Origin of the sequence: Tropicimonas sp. S265A, from assembly GCF_049800835.1 — a bacterium.
Classification (GTDB): domain Bacteria; phylum Pseudomonadota; class Alphaproteobacteria; order Rhodobacterales; family Rhodobacteraceae; genus Dinoroseobacter.
The window spans coordinates 166393-181952 of sequence record NZ_JBNAFU010000004.1; the positions used below are offsets into that span (position 1 = coordinate 166393).

16 protein-coding genes are annotated in these 15560 nt (G+C 61.7%); 9 read left to right on the plus strand and 7 right to left on the minus strand.

What is annotated here, in order from left to right; translation table 11 throughout:
* Positions 1-100: 100 nt before the first annotated feature.
* The 3 genes from ltnD to ACP15N_RS12530 are packed head-to-tail and all read left to right on the plus strand — an operon-like array spanning position 101 to position 2915.
* Positions 101-1000, plus strand: coding sequence for an L-threonate dehydrogenase (gene ltnD / locus ACP15N_RS12520; protein WP_425092627.1), 900 nt, complete (start codon positions 101-103; stop codon positions 998-1000).
* Entirely contained in the window at positions 997-2268 is a 1272-nt protein-coding gene (otnK, locus tag ACP15N_RS12525; RefSeq protein ID WP_425092629.1) for a 3-oxo-tetronate kinase, read from the plus strand. Before ltnD ends, otnK begins: the two co-directional genes overlap by 4 nt.
* The gene (locus tag ACP15N_RS12530) at positions 2265-2915 is read left to right on the plus strand and encodes an aldolase (protein ID WP_425092630.1); all 651 of its coding nucleotides are present in this window, start codon (positions 2265-2267) and stop codon (positions 2913-2915) included. Before otnK ends, ACP15N_RS12530 begins: the two co-directional genes overlap by 4 nt.
* Before the next feature lie 36 nt (positions 2916-2951).
* Here ACP15N_RS12530 and ACP15N_RS12535 read toward each other — a convergent pair whose 3' ends face one another.
* On the minus strand, positions 2952-5387 hold the full coding sequence (locus ACP15N_RS12535) for a GcvT family protein (protein ID WP_425092632.1): 2436 nt from the start codon (positions 5385-5387) through the stop codon (positions 2952-2954).
* A gap of 188 nt (positions 5388-5575) precedes the next feature.
* Here ACP15N_RS12535 and ACP15N_RS12540 point away from each other — a divergent pair, with 188 nt between their 5' ends.
* Positions 5576-7093: a trimethylamine methyltransferase family protein gene (locus ACP15N_RS12540; RefSeq protein WP_425092634.1), complete on the plus strand. Its 1518-nt coding sequence runs from the start codon at positions 5576-5578 to the stop codon at positions 7091-7093.
* A 17-nt stretch (positions 7094-7110) separates the two neighbouring features.
* Here ACP15N_RS12540 and ACP15N_RS12545 read toward each other — a convergent pair whose 3' ends face one another.
* Positions 7111-8085 carry a LysR family transcriptional regulator gene (locus ACP15N_RS12545; protein ID WP_425092636.1) on the minus strand — a complete coding sequence of 325 codons (975 nt, stop codon included), beginning with the start codon at positions 8083-8085 and terminating at the stop codon, positions 7111-7113.
* Positions 8086-8186: 101 nt separating this feature from the next.
* Positions 8187-9725 carry a D-alanyl-D-alanine carboxypeptidase/D-alanyl-D-alanine endopeptidase gene (gene dacB / locus ACP15N_RS12550; protein WP_425092639.1) on the minus strand — a complete coding sequence of 513 codons (1539 nt, stop codon included), beginning with the start codon at positions 9723-9725 and terminating at the stop codon, positions 8187-8189.
* Between the two features lie 65 nt (positions 9726-9790).
* On the opposite strand from dacB, the gene ACP15N_RS12555 reads away from it, so the two are divergent.
* Both ACP15N_RS12555 and ACP15N_RS12560 read left to right on the plus strand, forming a co-directional pair.
* Positions 9791-10621, plus strand: coding sequence for a DMT family transporter (locus tag ACP15N_RS12555; protein WP_425092641.1), 831 nt, complete (start codon positions 9791-9793; stop codon positions 10619-10621).
* 87 nt (positions 10622-10708) lie between these two features.
* On the plus strand, positions 10709-11182 hold the full coding sequence (locus ACP15N_RS12560) for a DUF427 domain-containing protein (protein WP_425092643.1): 474 nt from the start codon (positions 10709-10711) through the stop codon (positions 11180-11182).
* Positions 11183-11185: 3 nt separating this feature from the next.
* Here ACP15N_RS12560 and ACP15N_RS12565 read toward each other — a convergent pair whose 3' ends face one another.
* Entirely contained in the window at positions 11186-11683 is a 498-nt protein-coding gene (locus tag ACP15N_RS12565) for a HugZ family protein (RefSeq protein ID WP_425092645.1), read from the minus strand.
* Between the two features lie 102 nt (positions 11684-11785).
* Between ACP15N_RS12565 and ACP15N_RS12570 the strand changes: the two genes are divergently transcribed.
* Complete coding sequence (locus tag ACP15N_RS12570) at positions 11786-12193, plus strand: universal stress protein (RefSeq protein WP_425092647.1); 408 nt, start codon at positions 11786-11788, stop codon at positions 12191-12193.
* A gap of 21 nt (positions 12194-12214) precedes the next feature.
* On the opposite strand, the gene ACP15N_RS12575 is transcribed toward ACP15N_RS12570, so the two are convergent.
* On the minus strand, positions 12215-12883 hold the full coding sequence (locus ACP15N_RS12575; protein ID WP_425092649.1) for a hypothetical protein: 669 nt from the start codon (positions 12881-12883) through the stop codon (positions 12215-12217).
* Between the two features lie 187 nt (positions 12884-13070).
* Here ACP15N_RS12575 and parA point away from each other — a divergent pair, with 187 nt between their 5' ends.
* Together parA and ACP15N_RS12585 are read left to right on the plus strand one after the other, a co-directional pair.
* Positions 13071-13706 carry a ParA family partition ATPase gene (parA, locus tag ACP15N_RS12580; protein WP_425092650.1) on the plus strand — a complete coding sequence of 212 codons (636 nt, stop codon included), beginning with the start codon at positions 13071-13073 and terminating at the stop codon, positions 13704-13706.
* Between the two features lie 33 nt (positions 13707-13739).
* Positions 13740-14282, plus strand: coding sequence for a hemerythrin domain-containing protein (locus ACP15N_RS12585; RefSeq protein ID WP_425092652.1), 543 nt, complete (start codon positions 13740-13742; stop codon positions 14280-14282).
* Here the strand turns inward: ACP15N_RS12585 and ACP15N_RS12590 are convergent.
* On the minus strand, positions 14279-14626 hold the full coding sequence (locus ACP15N_RS12590; RefSeq protein ID WP_425092654.1) for a hypothetical protein: 348 nt from the start codon (positions 14624-14626) through the stop codon (positions 14279-14281). The genes ACP15N_RS12585 and ACP15N_RS12590 overlap by 4 nt on opposite strands.
* Positions 14627-14772: 146 nt before the next feature.
* Positions 14773-15531 (minus strand): VPLPA-CTERM sorting domain-containing protein, encoded by a 759-nt coding sequence (locus ACP15N_RS12595; RefSeq protein WP_425092655.1) that lies wholly within the window; start codon positions 15529-15531, stop codon positions 14773-14775.
* Between the last annotated feature and the right edge of the window lie 29 nt (positions 15532-15560).

Genomic DNA, 15560 nt, shown 5'->3' on the forward strand with positions numbered 1-15560 from the left:
ACCATCGCGGCAAAGTCCGATTGCAGTCGACCCCTCCGGCACTATGCTGCTTTCGGGAGCAATTGCGGCACCACGCCGGACCACCGAGGAGGAGGGGCAGATGAGCGCTCGGAAAATCGCCGTGATTGGCCTTGGGTCAATGGGCTATGGCATGGCGCTGTCGGTACTGCGCGCCGGGCACGAGACGTTTGGCTATGACATCAATCCGGATGCCGTTAAAAGGTTCGTCGCCGAAGGCGGCAGTTCGGGCCTGCTGGAGGACGTGAGCGGGAGCCTCGATGCAGCGGCGATCGTTGTCCTGAACGCCGCACAAACGGAAAGTGTCCTCTTTGGCGACGCGGGCCTCGTGCCGCGGATGCGCCGCGGATCGGTCGTCATGGCCTGCGCTACTGTCCCGCCGGACTTCGCCCGCGAGATGGAAGCGCGCTGCGCGGAGTACGGGGTGCATTACCTCGACGCACCGATATCCGGAGGGTCCGTGAAAGCCGCAGCCGGGGCGTTGTCTGTCATGGCCGCCGGAACAGCAGAGGCGTTCGCGGCCGCCGAACCACTGCTCGACGCCACCGCCGAGACGGTGTTTGTACTGGGTGACTGCGCTGGGCCGGGATCGGCGATGAAGGCTGTCAATCAGCTGCTGGCAGGTGTTCACATCGCAACGATGGCGGAGGCCCTGACCTTTGGCATGACCCAAGGCGTCTCGCCCGAGAAGTTTCTCGATGTGATCTCGAAATGTGCCGGGACCAGTTGGATGCTCGAAAACCGCGCGCCGCACATCGTGGCGGGCGACTACACGCCGCACAGTTCGGTCAATATCTGGCCCAAGGACCTTGGCATCGTGCTCGACATCGCCAGGGACGCGCGATTCAGCGCTCCGATCACCGCAGCTGCGTTACAGCAGTTTCTGGCGGCGGCCGGGCAGGGACTGGGGGCTGAGGACGACGCAGCCGTGGCCAAGGTTTATGCACGCAATGCGGGCCTTACCCTGCCGGGGGACGCATGACGACCGTTCTGGGCTGCATCGCAGACGATTTTACCGGGGCAACGGACCTGGCCGGATTGCTTGCGCGCTCCGGCATGCCTGTGTCACTGCGCATCGGGGTGCCGGACGCGCCGCCGCGAGACACCGCCGCGTTCGAGGTGATCGCGCTGAAATCCCGCACGGCCCCCGTGGCCGAAGCGCTGGCCCAGACCCGCGCCGCACTTGCCTGGTTGCGCCAGGCCGGGGCGCAGCGGTTCTTCTGGAAGTACTGTTCCACCTTCGACAGCACGGCAGAAGGCAATATCGGACCGGTGGCTGAGGCCTTGATGGTTGAGTTGGAAACAGATCTGACGATTTATTGCCCGGCCTTTCCCGAGAACGGGCGCGCGATTTTCATGGGAAACCTGTTTGTGGGCCGCCAGCCACTTGCTGAGAGCCCGATGAAAGATCACCCGCTGACGCCCATGCAAGACAGCAACCTGATGCGTTTGCTGGAACCTCAGGTGACGAAACCTGTAGGCCTTGTTGACCGGCACACGGTCGTACAGGGTGCCTCTGCGCTCAAGACGGCGCTTGCGCGCCTGCGCATCGGGGGGGTTGCGCACGTGGTTGTGGACGCCGTGGCGGATTCCGACCTGAGCGTGATCGCCGAGGCGTGCAAGGACATGCCGCTGATGACGGGCGGAAGCGCCGTTGCCATGCCGTTACCCGGCCTTTACGCATCTGACGGATTGCTGACCGGCGCCGTGCAGGGACAACCGCGCCCGGCGCTCGGGCAGGGTACAATCGTGCTGTCGGGCAGTTGCTCGTCCATGACAAATGCGCAGGTTGCGGCTTACCGGGCGCTTGGAGCGCCAAGTTATCAACTCGATCCCGTTCAACTCGCGCAGACCGGCGCGCAAGGCGCGCTGGACTGGCTCGCGCAGCAATCCCAGACATCCGCACCGCTGATCTACGCAACGGCCGACCCGGCCTCTGTCAAGGCCGCGCAAGACCATCTGGGCACGGCGCGTGCCGGTCAGATCGTCGAGGAGGCCCTCGCGGCGTGTGCGGTTGCCGCGCGGGACAGGGGTGTCGACCGTTTCATCGTGGCGGGTGGCGAAACCTCCGGTGCGGTAACGCAGGCGCTGGGTGTGACCCGGCTGAACATCGGGGCGGAAATCGCACCGGGTGTGCCGTGGACCTTTTGCCGAAGCGGCGGTCGGGACATCGCACTGACCCTGAAATCCGGAAATTTCGGGCAAGAAGACTTTTTCTCGGATGCACAAAGCAAGCTGGAGCAGTCATGAGCGCCGAGGCCGAATTGCGCGAGCAGATTTGCCTGTTGGCGAGATCCATGTTCGATCGCGGCCTGACGGGAGGGAGCACCGGCAACATCTCCGCCCGCACAGACGATGGCGGCTTGCTGGTCAGCCCCACCGGTACGAGTTTCGGGCGCCTCGATCCGGCCCGGCTCAGTCGGTTTGACGCCGCCGGTCGATTGATCGATGGGGACGCGCCAACCAAGGAAATGCCCTTGCACACTGCATTTTACGACACGCGCAGCGCGGCGGGGGCAGTCGTGCACCTGCACGCCTGTCACTCGGTTGCGTTGTCGCTTCTGCCGGATGTCGACCCGGATAATTTTCTGCCGCCGCTGACACCTTACGGCATCATGAAGCTGGGAAAGGTGAAACTGCTGCCGTTTTTTCTGCCGGGGGATCCGGCCATGGGGGATGCCGTGCGCGGGCTCTCCGGTAAACGCAGCGCTGTGATGCTTGCCAATCACGGCCCGGTCGTTGCTGGCAAGGATGTGGAGGCCGCCTGCAACGCGATCGAGGAACTCGAAGACACCGCGCGCCTGGCCCTGCTGACCCGCGGCGCCACGCCGCGCGCGCTGACAGACGCCGAAGTCCGGGCCGTGGTGACAAAGTTCGATGTGGAATGGGACGACTGAGCCTTCGATGACGCGCTGCCACGGGCGGTGTCTTACCTAACTCCGCAGTCTTGCAAACTCTGGGTCGAACGGGCAGGGCGGTATCACTGTCGCCTCAACCGGTTCTCCGCAGAGGTCCAGTTGCATCGTACTCCCGATGTCTGAAAACGCTGGGTCGACGAACCCGTAGGCGAGGTTCAGACCGACCCTGTGCCCCCAGTCGCCGGAGGTGATTGTACCCACCACGCGGTCGCCATCCATCAGCGACGCACCGGCATGGGCGGGGGCTTGGTCGGTTGCGATCCGAAGGCTGACCAACTTCTTCCGCGGACCGTTCGCATGACGTTTCAACACTGCCTCGCGCCCGATGAAAGCGCCCTTTTGCAGGCGGACGAACCGATCCAGACCCGTCTCGAACGGATCGAACTCTGTCAGCAGATCGGACTTCCAATGCAGAAAGCCTTTCTCCATCCGCATGGACTCGACCGCGCGGGCGCCAAACAATCCCAACCCGCATGCGTCGCCTGCTTCGCGCAGCGCAAGGTAGGCCGCGTAGAGCGAGGCGTTCGGGACATGGATCTCGTAGGCGAGTTCGCCTGAGAAACTGACCCCCATAACGGTTGCCGGTGCGATGCCGATGAAGCACTCGCGCACCGACAGCCACGGAAAGGCATCTGCCGACCAGTCGGCGCGGCTCACCGTTTCCAGTAGGGCGCGGGACGCCGGGCCTGCGAGAACCAGAATGGTCTGGTCATTGGTCAAGCTTTTCAGTTGAACGTCTTCGCTGGGGCGCAGATGCGCGCGCAGCCAGTCCATATCATGGTACTCTGACGCGGCCGCAGAGCCATACCACACCCGCGCCGGTCCCCTGTCGGAGGCGGGCAGGTTTGCCAGTGTCGCCTCTGCCTTGACCATTCCGTGGTGGTTCAGGAGGTAGCCAAGGCCGACCCGTCCGTCACGTTTGGGCACGGCACCACACACCAGCCGATCAAGAAATTTGTGGCGATCCGCCCCTGTAATCTCGATCCTGTTGAAGCCGTTGACCTCGCAAAGTCCGGTGGCTTCGTGCACGGTTTTCACCTCTCTCGCAACGACGTCGAACGCTTCGTCGAAGCGGAAACTCAGGGTGGGATGAAAATCAGGGTCGGGCTTGATGTACTCCACCCGTTCCCAGCCATTGATCACGGTGAATGCCGCGCCTTCGGCCGCCAGAACCGGCGTTAGTGGTGTTGTCTTTGCCGGTCGCCCGGCGGGGCGGTGTTCGTGCGGGAAGTGAAAGCGAAACTCGTTGCGGTAATCTTCGATCGCCTTGAGGGCGGTCAGTTCGACATTTGCGTGGCCGGTGAACCGGCGCGGGTCCAGCCCCCACGTGTCATAGCACGCCTCGCCCTGAGCGATCTGTTGCGCCAGGAGCCACCCGTGCCCGCCGCCCTCCCCAAGGCCTGCGCGCAGCCCGATGATGCAAAACGCGTTGCGTTTGCCCGGAATCAGCCCGACCAGAGGTGCCCCGTCAATGGTATAGGTGATGGGGCCATTGACGATCGTACGAATACCCGTCTCCATCAGGGCGGGCATCCGGGCAAAGGCGCCGTCCAACACATCAGTCACGCGGTCCAGATCATCCGGGCACAAGGCGTTGACGAAGTTCGGATCAATCCCGTCCATTCCCCAGGTCTTGCAGGCCTGTTCATAGAATCCGACAAGCAGCCCGTTCTTTTCCTGGCGACAGTAGTAGTCGCTGATGGGGCAGCGCAGCAGGGGCATGCGGTGCCCGGCGTCCCGGATCGCGGGGATGTCCTCGGTCAGGAAATACTGATGTTCCATCGATGATACCGGGTGATGGACGCCCATCATCGCGCCCACTTCGTTCACCCGGTACCCGCACGCGTTCACGACGATATCGCAATCGATATCTCCGTGCTCGGTTTGCACCGTCCACGTGTCGTCTGGGTGCTGCGTCAGGCCGATGACGGGCGTGTTGCGATAGACCTCCGCCCCGGCCTTGCGGGCCCGTCGTGCCAGCGCCTGACAGAGTTGCGCCGGGTCGATATCCCCGTCCAGCGGGTCCCATAGCCCGCCGATCAGGTTCTCGGTAGAGATCAGCGGATGGCGGCGGGCGCATTCCTGCGCATCTATCACCTCGAAATGAACGCCCATCCCGCGCGCCATCGAGGCGAAATGCCGGTAGCCCTGCATCTGTTCTTCGGTATTGGCCAGCCGGATGCCGCCATCGCCGTGATGGTAGTTGATCGGATAGTCCGGATCATCGGCCAATTTCTTGTAGAGCTTGATGGAATGGGTTTTCAGCCCAACCATCGTTTGCGTCATGCCGAAATTCGTGACCTGTGCTGCGGAATGCCACGTGGTGCCGGAGGTCAGTTCGTTCCGTTCCACCAGAACGACGTCTGTCCACCCCTCCTGTGTCAGGTGATAGAGCGTTGAGCAGCCCGCGATGCCGCCGCCGATAACCACAACCCTTGTGCGCGATTTCATGTGTCGTCTCCGCTCAGCCCGTATCTCCTAAGGCGACGAAATTCGCTTTGCCGGCAATGCAGCCAGCATGATTTGCTAGATAATAGAATTTCTGTTTCGATTTTTTCGGATTTCCGAGAGGCGATTTGCGCCAAACGCCGAAAACACGATTGATCGAACGAGCATCTGAGCGGTTGGAGTGGCCCAGGTTGACGCAGCGACGTGAAAAACGCGGGGGGCGCGAGGGGCGGCTTGCACAACGGGCTGCGAAGCCAAAGGTGAATCCCTGTCCGCCCGGTCAGACCGGGGGCGCGTACAAGCCCCTTACCGAAGCGGATTTGGACCGGATTTACGATACAGCCTTGCGTCTGTTGGAAACCCTCGGGATGGGGGATGTGCCGGAACGTCTGCACCGCGATCTGCTGGACGTGGGCGCCACGGACAACGGCGCCGGGCGGGTGCTGTTTCCGGCGGCACTGGTAGGGGAGGCCATTGATCAGGCCGCAAAAACCTTTGTGTTGCATGGGCGCGATGAACGTCGGTCGATCAAGGTCGGCGGGTCGAGCGTTCATTTCGGAACCGGCGGCGCCGCGGTCCAAACGCTGGATCTGGAAACGCAACTGTATCGTCCCTCGACACTTGAGGATTTGCACGATTTCACGCGGCTGCAGGACACGCTGGCAAATGTCAGTTGGTACACGCGGTGCTGTGTTGCGACGGACGTGGAGGACAATTTCGATCTGGATGTGAACACGGTCTATGCGCTGCTCAGGAATACAACAAAGCCGGTCGCGACCTCGTTCACGCTCGCGGATCACATTGCGCCGATCATCCAGATACTGGATATCGCAGCCGGGGGCACTGGCGCGTTCGCAGAGCGCCCGTTCCTCAAGGCGCATATCAGTCCGGTCATTTCTCCGATGCGCTATGGGTCCGATGCTGTGGATGTGGTCTATGGCTGCATCGATCACAACATTCCCATCTCGTGCATCACGGCGGCCCAGGCTGGAGCCACGGCCCCGGCGACGCTGGCGGGATTTCTGGCGCAGTCCCTCGCGGAAACGCTGGCGAGCCTTGTTATGGTCCATGCCATTCGTCCGGGGTTTCCAATGGTGTTTTCGAACTGGCCGCTTGTGATTGATCTGCGCACCGGGGCGTTTTCCGGAGGCAGCGGAGAGACCGCCGTACTAAACGCCGCGTCTGCGCAACTGTCGAACTGGTTGGGGCTGCCGTCCGGGGTTGCGTGTTCGATGACGGACGCCAAGGCAATCGATGCGCAGTATGGTATGGAGAAGGGGTTGACCTCGCTTGCGGCCGCGCTGGCTGGGGGGAACCTGATTTACGAGAGCTCCGGCATGACAGCGTCCTTGTTGGGCGCGAGTTTCGAGGCTTTTGTCCTTGATGATGAAATGCATTCGCACACATACCGGGCCCTACGCGGGATCGAGGTGGATGAAGAGCATCTGGGCTACGGTGCGATTTGCGAAGCGGTGCTGGGCGAAGGCCACTTCCTCGGCGGGCGGCACACGTTGTCCGCGATGGAGCGGGACTACTTCTATCCGGTCCTTGCGGACCGGGACGATCCCCGCACATGGATGCAAAATGGTGCGCGCGATGCCGCGGAGGTCGCGCGAGCGCGCGCGCGTGACATCCTTGCGAACCATCATCCGGTGTATTTGACCGATGCGCAGGATCAGGCGATCCGCGCGCGGTTCAACATTCTGTAGCTCTACACGCACGCGGTTCAGTCAATCAGGACGAAGCGGTCCTTCAGCCATGGTACAGTTTCGTGAAACGGTGCGATCACATGCGTGGAAACAAGCGCCCTGAGTTTTTGGTCGACCATGGTCAGCACCGATTGCGAGCAATCCGGCGTCGCAACAAGCGACAAGGTGCGGGAAAACCCCTTGCCGGGAAACTGGTGCATTGCGAGCTTGGTGTGAAACCTTCTGGCCCTTGAGAACATCAGCGGTGTGGTAATGGTCCATCCCGCCTCTGCCGCAACCATCGCCATCAGCGTCTGGGTGTTTCCGCATTCGAACCTGTAGGGCACGGTCACACCGAGGCGCCGAAGCTGCGCTTCGATCTGCCGGGCGATGATCAGGTCACTCGAAAACTGCAAGAACGGCAAGTCGGTCTTTCCGGCAACAATGTCCGCAACTGGTTTGTCATTTGACCGCGGGACAACCACCACGAACGGATCCCGAAACAGCGGGCGGTCGCTCAGATCTGGCAGTCGTTCCGACGGGTTGGTCGTGATCCCGATATCGAGTTGCCGGTTCTTCAGCATTTCAAGAAGCTCGTGGCTCGTGCCGGTATGGTACAGGAAGTCGCACTCCGGCATGATCCCGGCCAGAAACACGGCCAACTCCGGTGTGATGTCGCTGTCCAGATCCTCGATGCTGCCAACCCTCAGATAGCTTGCCTCCGCCACGTTACCCGAGGAGGCTTCGGCCTTCGCCTTGCGGATCGTGTGCAGTGCGCTGTCGATGTTGCGCAGGAAAACGTGGCCTTTCGGCGTCAGGCCCATGGGACGGCGCGCGTGGTTGAAGAGTTCGACGCCCAAATGATCTTCGAGGCCGCGCAGGTGGTGCGAGACGGTGCTGATCGACAAGCCCGTTTCGTTGGCGGTTGCCTGAAGAGATCCCTGACGGGCACAAATCTGAAAAAGCTCAAGCGATTTCAGTGTGATATCCTTGCGGTTCGATGAACGCGCCATGCATCGGCAGCCTTAGTATCGGACTGGTGGTTCGATATTCTAGGCGTAGTTCTTCGATCAAGTCGAAACAAATTTGGCAGGTGCGGTGTGGCGCGCGGCGCTCAGGTCAACAGCCCACGCGTCCAGTTGAGCAGAAGGTCGTTTTGCAGCTTGCGTGCACGCCGCGCCCAGGGGCGTGCGCCCTCCGGGCGATCCCTTTGCGCGCGGGTCAACAGTGCCCTCCGGTCCAGATCGGCAGACATGATGCAAAACGCGTACCGTTTGCCCGAGGGCGGGACGATATACCCGCCAAGTGCTGAGACAAAGTTCAATGTACCGGTTTTGGCAAAGATCGCGGTCGGGTAGTCCGACAGCTGATTGCCCTGCCTGTCCCGCAGCGTTACCGGCTTCAGGAGCGGGCCAAGTTCCGTGATCGCGCCGCGTTGCGCAAGAGCCGTAGCGAGGTCTCTGGACGAGATTCGTGTGCTATCGGTCAGACCTGAGTGATCCGAGAACGTCATCTCCGCCGGGTACGGCATCTGAGCAGCATACCAGCTTGCCATCGACCGGCCCGAGGCGGCGAGTGTTTCGGGGCGCGCTCCGAGCGCTTGGGTTGCCGACAGCCCCACGCATTCGGCCGTTAGATTCGTGGAGTATTTCAGCATCCCGCGCAGGATCTGCGGCAACGCTGCGCTGTTGAGAGCAGAGAGCGACGTTGCAGACGGAAGGTCCGCAGGCAGCGGCTGCGAGGGTTTCAGCGAAATCCCTGTCTGGCCTGCGAGGGTTCGGAACACATCCGCAGCATACGCCTCAGGCTCACGAACGGGCAGCCAGCGACCGCCCTCTCGCCCGAGTGCACCACGGGCGACGGTCCAGTGGTCGCGCCCTTCACGCCGTTCATAGGTATAGATCGGCGCTTGTCTTGGTTGCACGGACATGGACGAGACCCGAACGCGAGGCCGCAACGTCCCTGATCGCGCATCCATCGAGACGGCATAGTTGCCGTCCTCGCGTTTCCACTCGAAGTAGACCCGGTTGAAATTCAGGTTCAGCCCGGCGATTGCGGGGTTGTACCCCAGATGATCCGGCTGACCAGGATCGATCGACGCAATTGAGGGCAACGCTGTGCCATCATGGTAGAAATTACCGGACACCGCCGTTACGCCTGCGTCCGAAAGGCTGCGTGCCAACTCCGCCAGGGCGTCGGTGTCGAGTGTCGGGTCGCCGCCACCGGCAAGGATCAAGTCACCCTTGAGCACGCCGCCCTCGATCGGGCCGGTACGCAACAGTTGCGTAACGAACCTGTGGGACGGGCCAAGGGTTCGCAGCGCATAAAGCGCCGTCAGCGCCTTGGTGGTCGAGGCTGGGGGCAGCCGTAGCGCGGGCGCAAACCCATCAAGGAGCATGTTCGACTCAAGGTCGATCAACGCGACTGATGTCGCCCCCCGAACGTTTGCCCGCGCGACCAGATCGGCCGTTGCGGGAAGCGCGCGCCGCATCCCGTCGCCGGGCCGCGGCTTGGGAAAGGGGCTGCGCCCAGGTGCATTCGCCAGCGCAGGACTCGCCAGACCGGCGGCGAGCCCCGTCAGCAATCCTCGGCGCGATATCTGCGGCGATCCGGTCATCGACCACAGTAAAGCCCAGACCTGTGACAGGAACAAGGCAACTGGTTGTTATGGCGGGTTCCGCGGTCTAAGGCAGGGCGGATTGTTGCAAAAGGTCCGCGATGCTCCTGACGGTTCTGATGATGCTGATCGCCATGAGCCTCGTTCCGCTCGGCGATACGGCCGCGAAATTGCTGATGCAGGCCGGCGTTGCACCGATCTTCGTCGGGTGGAGCAGGTTCGTGATCGGAGCCCTGCTGGCCGCGCCGTTTGCCGCCAGTGCACTTGCGCCATCTCTGTTGCGAGACTGGCGGATCTGGCTGCGCGGCGGTTTCATCGTCTGCGGGATCGCCTGCATCCTGACATCCCTGAAAACCGAACCGATCGCGAATGTCTTCGGCGCCTTCTTCATTGGTCCGATCCTGTCTTTTTTCCTGTCGTGCTGGCTGTTGGGGGAGCGTTGGAGTTGGGCGCGCGCGGGCTTGCTGGTGATTGGGTTCATGGGGGTGTTGTTGGTGGTACGGCCCGGTTTCGGCATGACCCCAGGTCTGGCGTTCGCGGTTCTCGCAGGAATTTTCTACGGGTTCTACCTGGTGACCAGCCGATGGCTGGCAGAGGTCGCACGCCCGCGTGCGTTGTTGCTGTCGCAACTTCTGGTGGGGGCCGTGATCCTTGCGCCATTTGGTATGGGTACCTTGCCCGAGATGTCGATCAGGGTTTCCGGGCTTGTTCTGGTCAGCGGGGCTGCATCTATGCTGGGCAATTTCCTCCTGATTGTTGCCTACCGCCGCGCAGAGGCAGGCACACTTGCGCCCTTCGTTTACTTCCAACTCGTGGCGGCAACTTTCTTCGGATGGTTTGTGTTCGACACATTGCCAGATGCATTGACGGCACTGGGCTTGTGCGTCCTTGTCGTCGCGGGTGGCAGCACATTGCTCTTGCGTCGCGGATGATCGTCGCGCGGTTCCGGGTGAGATCCGTCTCGTTGTCGGCCCTTCGCCCCGGGCTACCTCGTTGAATAGCCCAAGAGGTTGTTCGCCATGACGCTTCCCTTAGAAGATGTGCAAGATTACCCACGCCCGCCCGCGCTGGAGCCGGTGCCAACCCGTCTGCGCGTTATACTTGCCGGGGCGGTTCTGGCGGAAACAACCTCCGGCTACCGCGTGCTGGAGACCCATCACCCACCGACCTACTACTTTCCCCCCGAGGATGTGCAGCAGGGTGCGCTGACCAGAACAACTGGCAGCAGTTGGTGCGAATGGAAAGGAGCCGCCCGGTATTTTGACGCAAAGGTCGGCGGTATGGTCAGCCACCGTGCTGCATGGGCGTATCCGCAACCAACAAAACGATTTGCACCAATTGCGGGGTTCTTTTCATTTTATCCAGAACGCGTAGAGGCCTGTTTCGTCGGCGAGGAATTGGTGGAAAACCAACCCGGGTCATTCTACGGGGGGTGGGTCACCTCCAATTTGACTGGTGTGATCAAGGGCGGCCCGGGTACCGAAGGCTGGTAGCTGCTAATCCATTGCCAGCCCAAGGTCCGAGGGGGTCAGGGTGAAGGCCTTGCCGAACCCGCCGTTCAGATGCGCAACGCCAGGTCGCAGCTCGACAAAGTTGAAATCGGCGAAGTCGATGTAAAGCTGCGCTTTGGGATGACTGGATAGGTAACGCGCCCTTAGTGTCGCGAATGTGTCGTCTGTGCGGGTGATGAAACGTGCCTCGCATTGCAGGGTGATGCGAGGATGGGTCAGGGGGTCGCCTTTGGACCCCGGCTCTCCGACCAGTAGTGAACACCTCGCATCCGCCTTGAGTGCCTGAGTGTGGTGGGACAGGTCCGAGATCAGCGACAAGGGTATGCCCTGCGCTGTCGTGGAGACGGAAATCCGGCTAACCATCGGCATGTCGGTTTGCGGCTCGAGCACCCCGAGGGCTCCGAAACGCGCCTTTGATATCAGTTCACGCGCCAGCGCCCGCGCCTCGTCATCAGTCGGTCTGATCGGAGAGGTTTCCGGCATCGCTGCATCCCTTCGCAAAACATGACTTGGATCAAGGTATTTTCCGGCTGAACGTCCTAGAAATGATCCCGGAGAACAGCTGACAAGACAAGGACTTGTGTCATGTATTCGAATATTCTGGTCGCCGTGGATGTGGATCACCCCGAAACCGGAGCAGGCGCGTTGGAGCTTGCCCGCGCCATGGCCGCCGAAGGGGCTTCGATCACTGCGTTATATGTTCTGGAGGCGTTGCCGAGCTATGCCACGCAATACCTGCCGGAAGAGCATCTGAGCAATCGTGTCACCGAGTTCACCAATGTGCTGGCCGCAGAACTGGGCAATCCCGAAGGTGTGACGCCGAAGGTCGTGACAGGGCATTCGGGCGCGACGATTGTCGACTACGCAACCGATCATGGCGTCGACTGCATCGTGATCTCGTCGCACAAGCCCGGGCTTCAGGATTTCTTTCTCGGGTCGACGGCGGCCCGTGTCGTGCGCCATTCGCCATGTTCGGTGCACGTTATCCGGTAGGCACATGCCGGGCCGGTCAGTTCAGAACTCCAGCCACAGACCGAGTTTGAGTTTGATCTGATCGCTACCTTGCAGGCCGAACGAGGCTGACGTCTCCAGCTTCGCTGCCCCCCAGAGTGGCCATGCGATGGATGGGGCGACTTCCCATATCGGCTCTTCGGCCAGCGTATCGTTGGAATAGCGCAACTGCGCAAACCAGAGTTGTCCACTCTCGCGGTTGAGGCCAAGCGTTGCGTCGAGTTTTGCCAGCCGGCTGTCGCTGGTGCGGCGGTGCCGCAAGGTGCCGTCCAGCGTGGCCCAGCCTGGTCCAAGCGGGCTTTCGAACCCCATGCCCCAGCTTGCCCCAAGCACATAAATCCGCTCCATCAGGGTGCTTTCGTCCATCCGCGCGCCAACACCGCCCAGAACGGCAAATTTGTGTGGGCCAAGCTCAACCGGGATCGGAACGCGCGCAAAGGCATATCCCTCGCCATTCGTGTAGTAGTCGGTCCCGCCGTCGAAGCCGAGTGTCAGCCAGTCCGTCATGCCGTATTCTGCATAGGCGGAGTAATACAGTTCGCGGGTGTCCCCGTCCTCGGGGCTTTCAACCGAGGCAGACGTGAAAAAACTGCCCTTCTCGCGCGGCCAGGGTCCTGCGAGCGCGGAGGCGCAGCTGACCAGCCACACCAGACAGATCAAGCCCAAGCGCATGGGCGCAGATTTGGCAATCAAGGTTAACGGCGGGTTAATCCCGCCGCGCGGCGTGGCGCGTTGCAGGGCCGATGCGGCCACTATTTCAACGCGTTCGTGGTCCTGCGTGCCGTGGGGTGCGTCGTTTTCGGATGCACTCGCCTCAGAATCGGCGCAGTCTGACCCTGCATCAAACGAGAGGTGGACTATGGCAGGCCGTATCGTCACCGTGGCGCAGCAGAAGGGCGGCTCGGGCAAAACCACATTGGCGGTCAATCTGGCCGTGGCTGCGGTCCGTGCAGGCCACAGCGTGGCCTTGATCGATACAGACCCGCAAGGGTCTCTCGGTCGGTGGTTCATGACCCGGTTGGAGCGGCTGGAGGGGGCGCCGGACATGGAGTTTTCCACGGCGTCTGCCTGGGGTATCGGGTATGAGGTCGGCAAGATGTCTCGCGAGAACGACCTTGTCATCATCGATACCCCGCCAAAGGTCGACAGCGACCTGAAACCCGCCTTGCGCGCCGCCGACCTGGTGCTGGTGCCAATCGCGACCAGCCATGTGGACCTCTGGGCCACCGAAGGGGTGCTTGATCTGGCCGACCGGGTTGGGGTCAAGACGCTGCTTGTGCTGAACCGGACCCGCTCCGGGACACGGCTGGGCGCGGAAGTGGCCGACGCCGCCGCACAGACGGACGCCGAACTGGCGACCGCAAATCTCGCCAACAGGATCGTCTATGCCGAGACACTGGGCGAAGGCTTCGGCGCACAGGAGAGCCGCAAGCGCGGCGCGGCGCAGGCCGAGGTCGACGCGCTGCTGACCGAAGTGCTCGCGCAGCTTGGATGAGGCTGACCGCGGTACGCCGCAGGTTGAGGCAGCATGGATGATCGCTTGAGCCTCGAAGACCGCTCCGGCTGGCCTGACGCGCTGCGTGTTCTCGAGGAGGCGTATCCCCGCGCCGCGTGGCCACAGCACCCGAATTTCAACGATTTGGTCCGCTTCTGGCTGTCCCGCCACCTGATTTTCAGGCGGTTACTGGCGCAGATCGAAGCGGACACGCAGAACTACATGGACGGGCAAACCGGGTTCGAGGAATACGCGCCGCGCCTGTCAGAACTTGCGGGAACGCTGCTCAACGAGCTGCATGCCCATCACCAGATCGAGGATCACCAATACTTCCCCCGTCTGGCCCGATTGGACGCCCGTATCACGCGGGGGTTCGAGGTTCTGGACGCGGATCACCACGCAATGGATGGCCTTTTGCACAGTGCGGCGGATGCGGCGAACACGACCCTGCGCACCCGGGAGGCCGGACCTCTGCTGGACGAGATGACGCGGTTCGGTCGCCTTCTGGACCGGCATCTGGTTGATGAGGAAGACCTGATCGTTCCGGTCATCCTGTCCTCGGGATTTCGCGGCTAGGCCGTGGGGGCGTCCAGACAGGCGCGAAATATCGCGACCTCGGGTTCCGCGCCGTCGAGACTGAATTGCACAGCCGTGTCGCCCGTGAACGCAATCGCGGTCGCGTTCTGGGCAAGGCCGTTCAGCACATTGCCAAAACCCCGGTCGGAAACAGTCAGTGTGCGATTGGCGTTTGAAAGTGTCTGCCGGTCGGTCGAGATCGTCAATGCGTTCGGCCCGTCAAACGTGATCCCAAACACGTCCGCATCCGGCCAAGGTGCTGGGGTGGTGATGGCTATGGTGTAGAGCGGACCGGAGGGATCGAAGGTCAGCCGCACCTCCGCGCTGTCCTCGATGTGGGTCAAGGTGCAGAGGCGGCCTTCAAAGCCTGCCTGCCAAGCAAGGGCGGGGAGCGGGAGCAGCGTGAGAGCAATTATCAAGCGCATACTCGCAAAGTAGCTGGGCGCAAGAGACTGACAAAGCCTTTTGCGCGGTACTGTTGCGGGTTGGGTCAGCCGCGTGCCGGAGCCGCCAACGATTTTCGCCGATGTAGCCCACCCAATAAAGCCAAAGCGCCAATCATAAGGGGCATACCAGCGGGCAGCGGGATCACGGATGTTCCTCCTGGAACAGTGCCAACATCTCCCGGCGTCGCGGACCCAAAAGTGATGTTGTCGAACCCAATTTGGTTGATCGTTCCCCCGAAATCGATCGACTTCGCGATCCCGTCAAAGGATACGCCGATCGGTACAAACGGGCTGAACTGACCGGTCGGGTCCGGAGCTCCGTTAAAGGGCGTGGTAGGCAATTGCAGCGATGCAAGCAACGTCCCGGTAGCGTCAACTTCGGAATAGACGTCGATGCTACCGGTGAAATTGATTGAACTGTAGAAGAAAGAAAATCCCGTATCAAAACCAGACGCGAAGCTTATCGTTGCAGCGCTTCCGGTCAAAAAGAACAAAACCGTATCCGGTGTTGGTTCGCCGCCGAAATTGCCCGAGTTAAAAGGCAGGCTTGGATCGACATCTGCGTCCTGAATAGCAAGCGCATTGTCGGAAAACGTCACTCCAAAATCCACGCCGGGACCGCTGCCATCCGCGCCAAGGCCCCCATTATAGAAATCGCCGACGCCTTCTATGATTGCCTCGGCGCCGTTGACAGACTGTTTCACTCCGAGTCCCTCGAAATCGAGCGTGATCGTGTTGGCATGAGCGGGCAATGCGAGGGCAGCAGCGCACAATGCCGCCGCCGAAAGAAAAGAAGTCTTCATAGTATAGCTCCGGGGAAAAATAAGGTGAT

Excerpts from the sequence above, each read along its gene's own strand:
- ltnD (WP_425092627.1), top strand. The coding sequence starts at position 101 with ATGAGCGCTCGGAAAATCGCCGTGATTGGCCTTGGGTCAATGGGCTAT.
- otnK (WP_425092629.1), top strand. The coding sequence starts at position 997 with ATGACGACCGTTCTGGGCTGCATCGCAGACGATTTTACCGGGGCAACG.
- ACP15N_RS12530 (WP_425092630.1), top strand. The coding sequence starts at position 2,265 with ATGAGCGCCGAGGCCGAATTGCGCGAGCAGATTTGCCTGTTGGCGAGA.
- ACP15N_RS12535 (WP_425092632.1), bottom strand. The coding sequence starts at position 5,387 with ATGAAATCGCGCACAAGGGTTGTGGTTATCGGCGGCGGCATCGCGGGC.
- ACP15N_RS12545 (WP_425092636.1), bottom strand. The coding sequence starts at position 8,085 with ATGGCGCGTTCATCGAACCGCAAGGATATCACACTGAAATCGCTTGAG.
- ACP15N_RS12555 (WP_425092641.1), top strand. The coding sequence starts at position 9,791 with ATGCTCCTGACGGTTCTGATGATGCTGATCGCCATGAGCCTCGTTCCG.
- ACP15N_RS12560 (WP_425092643.1), top strand. The coding sequence starts at position 10,709 with ATGACGCTTCCCTTAGAAGATGTGCAAGATTACCCACGCCCGCCCGCG.
- ACP15N_RS12565 (WP_425092645.1), bottom strand. The coding sequence starts at position 11,683 with ATGCCGGAAACCTCTCCGATCAGACCGACTGATGACGAGGCGCGGGCG.
- ACP15N_RS12570 (WP_425092647.1), top strand. The coding sequence starts at position 11,786 with ATGTATTCGAATATTCTGGTCGCCGTGGATGTGGATCACCCCGAAACC.
- ACP15N_RS12575 (WP_425092649.1), bottom strand. The coding sequence starts at position 12,883 with ATGCGCTTGGGCTTGATCTGTCTGGTGTGGCTGGTCAGCTGCGCCTCC.
- parA (WP_425092650.1), top strand. The coding sequence starts at position 13,071 with ATGGCAGGCCGTATCGTCACCGTGGCGCAGCAGAAGGGCGGCTCGGGC.
- ACP15N_RS12585 (WP_425092652.1), top strand. The coding sequence starts at position 13,740 with ATGGATGATCGCTTGAGCCTCGAAGACCGCTCCGGCTGGCCTGACGCG.
- ACP15N_RS12595 (WP_425092655.1), bottom strand. The coding sequence starts at position 15,531 with ATGAAGACTTCTTTTCTTTCGGCGGCGGCATTGTGCGCTGCTGCCCTC.